Annotated in this window: 14 protein-coding genes; 12 read left to right on the top strand and 2 right to left on the bottom strand. The window is 44.0% G+C overall.

Features of this window, described 5'->3' with window-relative positions; all coding sequences use genetic code 11:
• Window positions 1-64, bottom strand: a 64-nt coding sequence (locus ICN11_RS10815; protein ID WP_223146557.1) for a transposase, incomplete at its 3' end; no start/stop codon positions are given.
• 93 nt (window positions 65-157) lie between these two features.
• Window positions 158-1,426: a hypothetical protein gene (locus ICN11_RS10240; protein ID WP_216230288.1), complete on the bottom strand. Its 1,269-nt coding sequence runs from the start codon at window positions 1,424-1,426 to the stop codon at window positions 158-160.
• Between the two features lie 273 nt (window positions 1,427-1,699).
• Here ICN11_RS10240 and ICN11_RS10235 point away from each other — a divergent pair, with 273 nt between their 5' ends.
• From ICN11_RS10235 to ICN11_RS10180, 12 genes are all read left to right on the top strand, one after another.
• Window positions 1,700-2,005, top strand: a complete 306-nt coding sequence (locus ICN11_RS10235; protein ID WP_216230287.1) for a hypothetical protein — start codon at window positions 1,700-1,702, stop codon at window positions 2,003-2,005.
• 66 nt (window positions 2,006-2,071) lie between these two features.
• Complete coding sequence (locus tag ICN11_RS10230; RefSeq protein WP_215346982.1) at window positions 2,072-2,389, top strand: hypothetical protein; 318 nt, start codon at window positions 2,072-2,074, stop codon at window positions 2,387-2,389.
• Window positions 2,389-3,822 (top strand): TolC family protein, encoded by a 1,434-nt coding sequence (locus ICN11_RS10225; RefSeq protein WP_216230291.1) that lies wholly within the window; start codon window positions 2,389-2,391, stop codon window positions 3,820-3,822. The genes ICN11_RS10230 and ICN11_RS10225 overlap by 1 nt, the downstream gene beginning before the upstream one ends.
• Window positions 3,823-3,834: 12 nt before the next feature.
• Window positions 3,835-5,247: a multicopper oxidase family protein gene (locus ICN11_RS10220; protein WP_215346980.1), complete on the top strand. Its 1,413-nt coding sequence runs from the start codon at window positions 3,835-3,837 to the stop codon at window positions 5,245-5,247.
• 326 nt (window positions 5,248-5,573) lie between these two features.
• The gene (locus ICN11_RS10215) at window positions 5,574-6,080 is read left to right on the top strand and encodes a cupredoxin family protein (RefSeq protein ID WP_216230290.1); all 507 of its coding nucleotides are present in this window, start codon (window positions 5,574-5,576) and stop codon (window positions 6,078-6,080) included.
• Entirely contained in the window at window positions 6,061-6,528 is a 468-nt protein-coding gene (locus ICN11_RS10210; protein WP_215386693.1) for a DUF411 domain-containing protein, read from the top strand. Before ICN11_RS10215 ends, ICN11_RS10210 begins: the two co-directional genes overlap by 20 nt.
• A 64-nt stretch (window positions 6,529-6,592) precedes the next feature.
• Window positions 6,593-6,847, top strand: a complete 255-nt coding sequence (locus ICN11_RS10205) for a copper-binding protein (protein WP_172793423.1) — start codon at window positions 6,593-6,595, stop codon at window positions 6,845-6,847.
• Between the two features lie 2 nt (window positions 6,848-6,849).
• Window positions 6,850-7,110, top strand: a complete 261-nt coding sequence (locus tag ICN11_RS10200) for a heavy-metal-associated domain-containing protein (protein WP_216230286.1) — start codon at window positions 6,850-6,852, stop codon at window positions 7,108-7,110.
• Window positions 7,111-7,196: 86 nt separating this feature from the next.
• Entirely contained in the window at window positions 7,197-7,799 is a 603-nt protein-coding gene (locus tag ICN11_RS10195; protein ID WP_216230285.1) for a LemA family protein, read from the top strand.
• 14 nt (window positions 7,800-7,813) lie between these two features.
• Window positions 7,814-8,680, top strand: a complete 867-nt coding sequence (locus ICN11_RS10190) for a YgcG family protein (RefSeq protein ID WP_370623629.1) — start codon at window positions 7,814-7,816, stop codon at window positions 8,678-8,680.
• A gap of 2 nt (window positions 8,681-8,682) precedes the next feature.
• Window positions 8,683-9,183 (top strand): TPM domain-containing protein, encoded by a 501-nt coding sequence (locus tag ICN11_RS10185; RefSeq protein ID WP_255539934.1) that lies wholly within the window; start codon window positions 8,683-8,685, stop codon window positions 9,181-9,183.
• A gap of 17 nt (window positions 9,184-9,200) precedes the next feature.
• The gene (locus ICN11_RS10180; protein WP_216230283.1) at window positions 9,201-11,549 is read left to right on the top strand and encodes a heavy metal translocating P-type ATPase; all 2,349 of its coding nucleotides are present in this window, start codon (window positions 9,201-9,203) and stop codon (window positions 11,547-11,549) included.

The following is an 11,549-nucleotide window of genomic DNA, read 5'->3' as shown; positions in this document are numbered from 1 at the left end:
GTTCAACTACCTGTTTGACTGCCTCTAACTTGAACTCTTCAGTAAACCGCCTTCTTGTACTCATGACACACCTCCTAATAGACTAAATATTAGGCTAGAAAGTGTCTATAGAAGTGGTAGCGATTCAATTTAAATTCCGTCTTAAACCGTATCAATCTTAGTAAATGCTATAAAGAGGCGAGAAGCCGCCCCCCAAGGTTCTTAAATTTGTAGTTTGTCCTTGGTATATGCGTGTTACTGAAATAAGTGAGTTACCTTCAAAGACATAATCCCTAATATCGACTTTAAGATTAGCCTCATTGCCATCAATCTTGATGGTTCGTTTGCTTGGTGGTACTACTTTTTGTGCAATATAGCTTTTATCCTTAATTTGACCCCATACGCCTTTAGTTAATTTATCTCCGCGATATACAGCGCGACTCCCATAGCCTTGACTAGGCTTGAAAAAGTACTCTTTACGATTGGTCCAAAGAGATTCTTCGTTTTTAGAGGAAACTTTTACAGTCTCCGGAATGTGACTCAGGAGTATTTCTTGTATAGACAAGTCAACCCCTAGGGAGTCAAGATGTTCCCGATTGCTTAAGATGCAAAGGTTATCTTTATTGGCAAATACTGCATGATTAAAGGGGTTTGGGGTGATAGCCGCATAATCTTGAAGATAAGCGTCTCTAAGCACTTCGTATGACGAATCTTGAAAATAAAAGTCAGTCGTTCGGTTGTAGATTAAGTCAATATGAATTTTACCGAAGTAAACCTTTTTGTCTTTAATGGTGAGGCCGTCTGGAGAGGTGATGATTGTCGTGATTCCATGCTTTTGAAACAGGGCTTGGAAGAGTTGAAATTCAGGATATAAGAATTGTTCAGTTGGATTCTCATCAACGATTGCAATTGTCTTTAATTGGGCAGAAGGATCCTTATTGAAGGACCTCCACTCCTGGGTAAACATATCCAGAAAAGTCTCATAAATTTCATTGGGCATATTTCTTACTCCCAAGCGTCTCTCTACTGGCTCACAGCAATTTTTCGATGCCCCAATTTCAAGGGCAGAAATCATAGCGCCGCCTGCATTGGTATTGATTTCAATTAATTGCGGGCCATTTACCCCTAGGTGAAAATCAAATCCATAAAAAACACCACTTGTACTTTGTTGATGCCTAGCAATCAATGGAGCTTGCTCAAGAACTAATTTTTGAAATAAAGGCATTTCGCAAACTTTATAGACCGCCTTTACTAATGCTTTCATCTGATCTAAGGCGGCTTGGTCAATAAATACTCCGCTACTTGAGAGCATCGAGCCTATCGTTGTAGCGGTTGAATCAGCAAGCTCCAGATCACTAATAAGGCGATGAACCTCAATATCTAGTTTCTGCTTGTCAACGCTGATGCAGTTGCACTGGGCATTGAGTTTGTTGGCTTTATCTGACATGGATTTCGTATCTACTATCTCTTCGGTGGGGATGGTGGGGTTTCTTGTAGCACTTTACGATAAACGCACCTTCCCAAACCCAATGGATTATTCACATCTTCTTGAATTTGCTTGGGTTTATAGCCTCAATAGCTCAATAAGTTAATGCCTAGACTCAAAAAAGTGAAGGGTGAGGCTGACAAAACGCCAAATTCAGTGTAATGTTAAGAAATGCGGAAAGTATGCGTTTTCTTATGCTTGAGTTTTTTTATTAGCCTGATTCATGCGGCTAGTATGCCCGTATTCGTTTCCGATCTACACCATGCGCACCAGTCCCAAGCTGCGACTCATGCTGATAATGCTGACTCTCATATGCAGCATAAGCAATGTAACGATTGCACTTCATCGATAGAAAAGTCGGCAAAGAAAGTGGCTACAAAGTGCCATACCGCCTCTCAGTGCTGTGTTGGTATTGCTGATTTAACAGCTTCATCCTCCGTTGTTGCTCCTTTGCAGTATGCGGATAACCTACTGCCTTATGCTCCTACTTTGGCCCTCGGCCAATCGCTAGGCAATATTTACAAACCCCCTCGTATCTAAATTTCCTTAGTAGTAAGTAGATTTTGGCGACAAGTCTTGTCGCTACGTTTGTCTATTGGAGAAATTATGAGCATATTTAAATGCATGTGGGGCAATGGAATGTTTCTATTGGCGCTCACATTACTAGGTAGTCCAGTTGCATCGGCGCAAGATGCGGCGGTAAATGGTTCTTCGGCAAAGTTTATTGCCGAGTCGCTGCAGTACACGTCAGTATTTAAAAATTATCAGCCTTATTCGGAAGAGGAGATCATTCCTTGGAGGCAGGCTAACGCTACCGTCCAAAAGATCGGCGGATGGAAAGTGTATGCAAAAGAAGCTGCTCAGGCTGATGTGGCGCCAACAAGCGAAGAGCACTCGAAAAATCATCACGAGGGAGTTAAATGATGATGACCATGCCTTTCAATAAACGATACAAAATAGTATCAATCTTATTTGCGAGTGCTCTTACTGGATGCGCTAGCGTCAATATTGACGAGGCCTTACAAAAAACGAATCTAGATTCGAGTAAATTTACTAATGGCCAGGTTGTTTTAGCAAAATCGTCAGATGAGCGTGATGTTCTTCAGGGTAGAGCTCAGGAGCTGCTGGCTAAGAATTTAAATCAAAGCGATGCTGTTCAGCTTGCCTTGATTAATAGTCCAGCCGTTCAAGCACTTATTGCCCAGAATTGGTCTGAAGCAGCGTCTGCTGCCCAAGCAGGCAGAATGTCTAATCCTTATTTTGCTTTTGAGCGAATGGTTACTAGTCCAGAGATCGAATTTAATCGCTGGTTTGTATTTGGATTATTAGATCTGATTACTTTGCCACAGCGCAAAGGAATAGCTGATAAGCGAATTGAACAAGCTCAATTGCGTTTAACGACCGAAATCATTGATCAGGTTACTTTGGTTCGCCAAGCCTGGGTTCGTGCAGTTGCAGCAGAGCAATCCCTTAAATATGCCGATCAAGTTTTTCGAAGTGCAGAAGCAAGTGCTGAGTTAGCAAGGCGCATGGAGGCGGTAGGTAATCTCAATAAGATTACTCGTGCAAGGCAGCAGGCTTTTTATGCAGATTCGGCCACGCAGTTTGCTAATGCAAAACAGACTTCAGTAAGCCGTAGGGAGGAGCTTGTTCGTGCTCTTGGGCTAAGTGAAGCTCAGGCAAAAGAACTGAAATTGCCCGATCGTTTACCTGATCTGCCTAAGCAACCACCAAACACCGAATTTATTGCGCAGCAAGCCGGTGTAGAGCGGCTAGATATACGCTTGGCTACAGCAACTTTAGAGGCAGCAGCGAAGGCCCAGGGGCTTAACAACATCACCAGTTTTACCGATATTGAGCTGGGCTTTAATCGCGGCACTAAATTTGATTCAGCATCTGGTGAGAGCACCCCAAAGCAGGGTTATGAAATCTCAATTCGACTACCAATTTTCGATTGGGGGAATATGAGTAGGGACGCCATGAATGCCCAAACTTTGGCTGCATTTAATCGGCTAGAGGGCGTTACTCGAAATGCTAGTTCCAATTTGAGGGAGACTTATTCGGCCTATCGAACTGCATACGATATATCCCAACACTATCGAAAAGAAGTAATACCTGTACGCAAAGCCATTGCTGAAGAAAGTCAGCTTCGCTATAACGGCATGATTATTGGTGTCTTTGAGTTGATTGCCGACTCAAGAGATCAGGTCTCTGCAGTAATTGCAGCGATTAATGCTCAGCAACAATTTTGGTTAACAGATGCTGCTTTGCAGTCCTCCTTAATTGGCAGACCAACAATACTCCAGGTGCCTAGCGTTACTGGGGCGGGGATGTTAGCAAACCCTGCCGGACATTGATAAGGAAAAATAATGAGTTCAAGAAGAGATTTTTTTAAATACGCCGGTATTGCTGGTGGTGCTGTTGCGGTTGCAGCAGTTGGCCGCTATGCCTTATCTGGCGCCCCAGAAATAGTGACGCAGGTAAACGCTAATACGATGCCACCATTGACCCCTAGTACAGGTCGCCCATACAACCCAGTTGTTACCTTAAATGGCTGGACATTGCCCTGGAGAATGAATGAAGGCGTTAAAGAGTTTCATTTAGTCGCTGAGCCAGTAGTGCGAGAAATGACTTCTGGATTTAAGGCGCATTTATGGGGTTACAACGGTCAAAGCCCTGGGCCAACAATCGAAGTGGTGGAAGGCGACCGAGTCCGGATATTTGTTACCAATCGGTTACCAGAGCAGACTTCAGTACATTGGCATGGCCAAAGATTACCAAATGGTATGGATGGTGTAACAGGCTTAACTCAAAAAGGTATTCCACCCGGAAAAACCTTCATGTATGAGTTTGTTGCTCGCCGCCCGGGAACATTTATGTACCATCCCCATGCCGATGAAATGACACAGATGGCAATGGGAATGATGGGTATGTGGATTACGCATCCTAAAGATCAAAATCCACTTATTGATGATGTTAATAGGGACTTTTGTTTTTTATTGAGCTCATATGACATTGATCCTGGTAGTTACACACCAAAAGTAGCCACGATGGTTGACTTCAATATATGGAGCTGGAATAGCCGCGTTTTTCCTGGCATAGATTCTTTGAATGTCGCCCTAAATGACAAGGTCCGAATCAGAGTAGGAAACTTAACAATGACCAATCATCCAATTCATCTTCATGGGCATGAGTTTTCGGTCACAGGCACTGATGGAGGCCCTGTTCCAAAAACTGCTCGTTGGCCTGAGGTAACCACTGACGTGGCTGTTGGGCAGATGCGGCAAATTGAATTTCTTGCAGATGAAGAGGGTGACTGGGCGATCCATTGCCATAAGAGCCACCACACCATGAATGCAATGGGGCATAACCTCCCCACCATGATTGGCGTTGATCATCGGGGGGTTGGCAAGAAGATCAACAGTCTGATACCTGACTATATGGTGATGGGTGAAAGGGGTATGGGTGATATGTCTGAAATGGAAATGCCTATTCCCGATAACACGGCTCGCATGATGACGGGTATGGGTCCTTTTGGGTCGGTAGAGATGGGCGGTATGTTTAGCGTATTAAAAGTACGTAAGGATCAAAAGCCTGGCGATTATGCAGATCCGGGTTGGTATAAGCATCCGGCTGGTACGGTGGCAGAGGCTTACAAAGGCGCATTACCTGCAGCTCCAACGCAACTAAATACTGCAAAACCTATGCAATCAACAAGACCAAGCTCTACAAAAGAAATCGAAGTGCAAGTAAGAAAGCCCAATGGGCATTCTGGACATTAATAATTAAGGAAAACAAAATGAAAAATATTCAATTTACATTGGCAGCAATTGCGATGGCAGCATCTAGTTTGGTGTTTGCGCAAGGTGCAACACAACCTGGCGGTATGGGGATGATGAATCAAGGGGCCATGAACCAAGATCCAATGGCAGCGATGTGTCAAAAAATGCATCCTGAAATGAGTCCTGATCAATGTAAGGCGATGCACGAGAATATGGCAAAAATGACTCCTGAACAAAGGGTGGCAATGTGCCAACAAATGCATCCTAAGATGAGTGCTAGTCAATGTAAGGCGATGCATGACAAGATGCAGGGATCAGGCGCAGGCATGGGGGCTATGGGTGGCATGGGCGCAATGTCTCATGACCATGGCGCTAGTGGTGGTCATGATCATGCCAGCGAAAATTCTAGTGTTGGACAGCCGGGTATTGCAGCCAAAGTAAATCGAACAATTAGAGTTCGCATGACAGACAACATGAGATTTAATCCTAGCAGTATTCAAGTCAAGCAAGGCGAAACTATCCACTTTGTAGTCAAGAATCTGGGTAAAACAAAACATGAAATGGTGCTTGGTACAGATCAAGAGCTACAAGAGCACTATAAGCAGATGATGAAGTTTCCAGAAATGGAGCATGCCGAGCCAAACATGGTTACCTTAGGCGCTGGTCAAACAGGTGAAATTATTTGGCAATTTACGAAATCTGGAAAAGTGCAATTTGCATGCCTACAACCAGGTCATTACGATGCGGGAATGAAGGGTTCTATTTCTATTGGTGTTACTAAATCAGTAGCGCCAGCACAAACAGGGGACGGCCATGGCTCCCATCAACATTAATTTAACAAGAAGGGCTATAGCAATGGGATTGGTGCTAGTGCCGTTTGCATCCCGTGCTGTCAGTGAAAAACCATTGATCACAGTATGGAAGAGTCCAACTTGTGGCTGTTGCAAGGATTGGATTTCGTATGTGGAGAAAAATGGCTTTGCTACTAAAGTGATCAGCGATGGTAATGACCAGATTAGAAAGAAGATGGGCATGCCCATTCAGTTTGGCTCATGCCATACCGCAGTCATTGATGGTTATGCAATCGAAGGCCATGTCCCGGCGAGGGAAATTAAGCGTTTATTGGCCGAGAAGCCCAATGCTGTAGGGATTGCTGTACCAGCGATGCCCATAGGCTCTCCAGGAATGGATGGTCCTGAGTATGGATCTAGAAAAGATCCTTATGACGTTTTATTGATCTCTAAAAATGGTCAATCCCAAATTTATCAATCTTATCGATAGGAATTAAATTATGAACAATCTAAAAAAATATTTGAGTGTTATTTTTCTACTATCAGGAGTAATCTTGACTCATATAGTAAGCGCCCAATCTACTGGTGCATATACGGCTGGTCAGGTACGCAAAGTTGATTTGGAGCAAGGCAAAGTCACCATTCGTCACGAGGAAATCAAGAATTTAGATATGCCCCCAATGACCATGATTTTTAACGTGAAAAACAAAACTCTTTTAAATGGTCTTAAGTCTGGAGACCAAGTGGAATTCGTAGCATCAAGCGAAGGTGGAAAGCTATATGTCATCGAATTAAAAAAAGGAGACTGAATATGAGTCAAATTCATTTAAATGTGGCCGGTATGACCTGTGGCTCTTGTGTCAAACACGTTACCAAGGCGCTTGAATCTTTAGATGGCGTTTCTAATATCCATGTTGACTTGCAAAACGGCAAAGTTCATTTAGATAGGACGAGTTGGAAGAGTGATGATTTGATTTATGCGCTTAATGAGGATGGTTACCCCTCTTCTTTGGACCTTGATGGTAGCGTTCAAGTGCCACAGAAAAAATCTGGTGGTTGCTGTTGTGGTTAACACTCTCTTTAATTCCCAATTTTTAGACATCTAAAAAGGTGACTGTTCTTAAAGACTCAAACTTCAATTAAGTAAAGGAGTAACAAATGCGTAAATATCTCATTGGCCTGCTGGCATTATCAGCGGTATTGTTATCAGGTTGCGGGTATAACCAAATTCAGTCCCAAGATGAGCAGGTAACTTCTAGCTGGTCTGAGGTATTGAATCAATATCAGCGTAGAGCCGACCTGATTCCTAATCTAGTAAGCACGGTCAAAGGCGAAGCTAAGTTTGAGCAAGATACCCTCACTAAGGTTGTAGAGGCTAGATCTAAAGCGACCTCAATTCAAGCTACTCCTGATTTGGTAAATAACCCAGAAGCTTTCCAGAAATTCCAGCAAGCGCAAGGACAGCTCACTTCGGCTTTATCCAGACTATTAGTCGTTTCAGAAAATTACCCGAGCTTACGAGCAAATCAAGGGTTTAGAGATTTGCAAGCGCAATTAGAGGGCACTGAAAATCGCATTACAGTTGCTCGTAATCGTTACATTAAATCTGTACAGGAGTACAACGTCACGATTCGCTCATTCCCATCTAACTTAACAGCAATGGTCTTTGGTTATAAAGCTAAGGCAAACTTTGCCGTTGAGAATGAAAAGGAATTAGCAACCCCTCCTAGCGTTTCATTTGATACTCCTGCGGCGAAATAATTGGAGCAACTTTCGTGACCCGCATCTTCTGGCTGCCTAAACGCCTATTCGCCTTGCTATCGCTTTTGGCGCTGCTCTGCTGGCCTCAGTTTTCTGTGGCGCAGCAGACGGTGCCAGCTTTATCAGGGAGGGTCATTGATCAAACAGGTACTCTTACACCCAGTCAGATTGGCTCTCTAGATCAAACCTTAAGTAATTTTGAGGCTAAAAAGGGTAGTCAGATTGTGGTGTTAATGGTGCAATCTACAGCCCCTGAAGCTATTGAGCAATATGCTATTCGCGTAGCTGAGCAATGGAAGATTGGACGGAAAAAAGTAGATGATGGTGCGATTCTGATTATTGCTAAAGCGGATAGAGCCCTTCGGATTGAGGTAGGTTACGGCCTTGAAGGAGTATTAACTGATGCAACTAGCAAGCGAATCATCGACCAAATCATTGTGCCCCGATTCAAACAGCAGGATTTTTATGGCGGCATTACGGATGGCCTAAACGCTGTGATTAGCGTGGTTGATGGTGAGGCGTTACCAGCGCCAAACCCAACTAATACAGAAATGCGTGACCCCGGGGATATTCGTTCGTTTTTACCAATCATTTTTATTGTGGCTTTAGTGCTTGGTGGAATCTTACGATCGATGCTCGGCAGGTTGCCTGGATCCCTAGTTACTGGAGGATTTGTAGCTCTTATCGCCTGGTTTATGTTCGGTGCGTTTTCTATGGCCTTAATCGCCGGTGTTGTGGCATTGGTCGTTGCTCTATCCGGAATGGGGTTGGGTAGACATGGCTTTGGTGGCTATAGCAGTGGAGGAGGTCATGGTGGCGGGGGTGGATTTAGTGGTGGCGGTGGCGGCTTTGGTGGCGGTGGCTCCTCGGGGAGATGGTAAGCATGAATATGAATCGATTAATAAAACATCTCTGGTCTCATAGTCGCAAGGTAGAGAAATGCTTTTCCAAGGATGATCTTGCCGCAATAACAAATGCGATTCGAGATAGTGAGGCTCAACATTCGGGTCAAATCTGTTTTGCCGTGGAAGGTGCCCTGGATACGCTTGCCTTGTTAAAAGACTTAAGCCCTAGAGATCGCGCAATTGAAGTCTTTACCAATCTGAGAGTTTGGGATACCGAGCACAATAATGGGGTGCTCATTTATATTTTATTAGCCGATCATGCTGTAGAGATAATTGCCGATAGAGGCATTCATTCAAATGCAGATGCCAGTGCGTGGGATGTTATTTGTCATGAGATCGAATCCAAATTTGCGCTCAATGAATATCAGGCTGGCATTTTGTCTGGAATTGAAATGGTGAGTCAACTATTGCAAAGTCAATTCCCAGGTAAATCATCTTCAGATAATGAAATCCCAGATACGCCAGTTTTAATGAATTAGGTAAACAAGGATTTGCAATGAGTAATCACAATGAGAACAATCATCATGAGCATGGACACGATCACTCCCATCACGAACATTCTTCGGATGAAAATTCCTTGAAGGATCCTGTTTGTGGGATGGCGGTCACTTCTCAGTCTAAGCATAGTTACTCGCTTAAGAATATTGCGTATTATTTTTGCAGCAATGGTTGTAAAGAAAAATTTATTGGAGCGCCCAGCAAGTATCTAGATGGGGGACTAAAGGACTCAGAGTCGCCTGCTTCGGTGGCCGGCACAATTTATACCTGCCCCATGCATCCGCAAATTCGGCAGAATCAACCAGGTAATTGCCCAATTTGTGGAATGAGTTTAGAGCCTCTGTTGCCTGAATTAGAGGAAGAAGAAAATCCAGAATTAGTTGATTTTCAAAGACGATTTTGGTGGACGCTGCCTTTGACGACAGTGGTGACTGTCCTTGCGATGTTTGGCCATAAACTTAATCTACTAGAGTCTCAAACCCAAACCTGGGTTGAATTATTCCTATCCTTACCAATTGTTATATGGGCAGGATGGCCATTCTTTCATCGAGGCTGGCAATCCATAGCCAATCGCAGTCCAAATATGTGGACTTTGATTGGATTGGGAACAGGTGCTGCATTTTTGTATAGCGTTGTTGCTACGGTAGCTCCACAAGTATTTCCTGCTTCCTTTATGTCTATGGGCAGGATTGGTGTGTATTTTGAGGCAGCCGCCGTCATTATTTCATTGACTCTGCTTGGTCAGGTGTTGGAACTAAAGGCACGTTCACAAACTTCTGCGGCAATTAAATCCTTGCTGGGCTTAGCGCCTAAAACAGCTAGAAGAATTAAGGGCGATGGATCTGAGGAAGATATTCCTTTATCAAATGTTCATATTGAAGACTTATTGAGGGTGCGCCCAGGTGAAAAAGTGCCTGTTGATGGCGTCATTGTTGAAGGCTCTAGTGCGCTTGATGAATCCATGCTTACCGGGGAGCCATTGCCAGTTACTAAGCGTATCGGTGATCGTGTGATTGGAGCAACGATGAATACCAATGGCGCATTGATTATTAAAGCCGAGCGTGTTGGTTCATCAACCATGCTGGCTCAAATTGTGCAAATGGTAGCTCAAGCCCAACGCTCCAGAGCACCAATGCAGCGAATGGCAGATATTGTTGCGGGATATTTTGTCGTAACGGTTGTAGCGATAGCTTTACTGACTTTTTTCATTTGGGGGATCTTTGGCCCCGAACCAAGTTGGGTCTTTGGTTTAATCAATGCGGTTTCGGTATTAATCATTGCTTGCCCTTGTGCACTAGGTCTTGCCACGCCAATGTCGATTATGGTTGCTACTGGTAAAGGGGCGACAAAGGGAATTTTGTTCCGCGACGCTGCGGCCATTGAAAATCTTCGTAAGGTGAACACCCTCATTATTGATAAAACAGGCACCTTAACAGAGGGTAAGCCAATTTTTGATAGAGTTATTCCTGCGCCCAGCTTTGATGGTAATGAGGTCTTAAAGCTTGCAGGAAGTCTTGATCAGGGCAGTGAGCATCCCCTTGCCGATGCAATTGTTCGCGCCGCAAGAGACCGCAATTTGCCATTAGAGAAACCCGAAAACTTTGAATCAAGTTCAGGAATTGGAGTTCAAGGTAGCGTTGGCTTGTTTCATTTGGCGTTGGGTAATACTGCATTGATGGATAAGCTGGGAGTTTCTGTTGATATTTTGAAAGCCCAAGCAGAGGAGCTCCGCTCTGAAGGCGCTAGCGTGATGCATTTAGCTATCAACGGAAAGCTTGCTGGACTTTTAGCTGTCTCTGATCCTATTAAGGCTACTACGCCAGAGGCTTTGCAAACCTTAAGAGAGGCGGGATTGCGAATTGTGATGGCAACTGGAGATGGATTAACAACTGCTAAATCTGTTGGCAAGCGCCTTGGGATTGAAGAGGTCTATGGAGAGGTTAAGCCAGCAGATAAGCTCGAATTGGTAACTCGACTACAAAATGAAGGTCGGATTGTTGCAATGGCAGGTGATGGCATCAATGATGCTCCAGCTTTAGCAAAAGCCAATGTTGGTATTGCTATGGGCACCGGTACTGACGTTGCTATGAATAGCGCCCAAATTACTTTAGTTAAAGGTGATCTCAGAGGTATTGCGATTGCTAAGTCGCTTTCAGACGATACGGTAGGCAATATGAAGCAAAACCTAGTGTTTGCGTTTCTTTATAACGCACTGGGCATTCCTATTGCTGCTGGTCTCTTATATCCTTTCACTGGATGGTTACTCTCACCATTAATTGCTGCACTTGCCATGAGCTTGAGCTCAGCCTCGGTCATTACAAATGCGTTACGTTTAAGGAGAAATTAA

The organism is Polynucleobacter sp. 78F-HAINBA, from assembly GCF_018882325.1.
GTDB lineage: Bacteria > Pseudomonadota > Gammaproteobacteria > Burkholderiales > Burkholderiaceae > Polynucleobacter.
The sequence above is the reverse complement of the archived record's forward strand: the minus strand, read 5'-3'. Positions and strand labels throughout refer to the sequence as shown.

What these genes read in the sequence shown, in the direction of transcription:
- ICN11_RS10200 (WP_216230286.1), top strand. Translation starts at nt 6,850, where the DNA reads ATGAGTCAAATTCATTTAAATGTGGCCGGTATGACCTGTGGCTCTTGT.
- ICN11_RS10240 (WP_216230288.1), bottom strand. Translation starts at nt 1,426, where the DNA reads ATGTCAGATAAAGCCAACAAACTCAATGCCCAGTGCAACTGCATCAGC.
- ICN11_RS10180 (WP_216230283.1), top strand. Translation starts at nt 9,201, where the DNA reads ATGAGTAATCACAATGAGAACAATCATCATGAGCATGGACACGATCAC.
- ICN11_RS10185 (WP_255539934.1), top strand. Translation starts at nt 8,683, where the DNA reads ATGAATATGAATCGATTAATAAAACATCTCTGGTCTCATAGTCGCAAG.
- ICN11_RS10235 (WP_216230287.1), top strand. Translation starts at nt 1,700, where the DNA reads ATGCCCGTATTCGTTTCCGATCTACACCATGCGCACCAGTCCCAAGCT.
- ICN11_RS10210 (WP_215386693.1), top strand. Translation starts at nt 6,061, where the DNA reads ATGGCTCCCATCAACATTAATTTAACAAGAAGGGCTATAGCAATGGGA.
- ICN11_RS10220 (WP_215346980.1), top strand. Translation starts at nt 3,835, where the DNA reads ATGAGTTCAAGAAGAGATTTTTTTAAATACGCCGGTATTGCTGGTGGT.
- ICN11_RS10230 (WP_215346982.1), top strand. Translation starts at nt 2,072, where the DNA reads ATGAGCATATTTAAATGCATGTGGGGCAATGGAATGTTTCTATTGGCG.
- ICN11_RS10215 (WP_216230290.1), top strand. Translation starts at nt 5,574, where the DNA reads ATGGGGGCTATGGGTGGCATGGGCGCAATGTCTCATGACCATGGCGCT.
- ICN11_RS10195 (WP_216230285.1), top strand. Translation starts at nt 7,197, where the DNA reads ATGCGTAAATATCTCATTGGCCTGCTGGCATTATCAGCGGTATTGTTA.
- ICN11_RS10225 (WP_216230291.1), top strand. Translation starts at nt 2,389, where the DNA reads ATGATGACCATGCCTTTCAATAAACGATACAAAATAGTATCAATCTTA.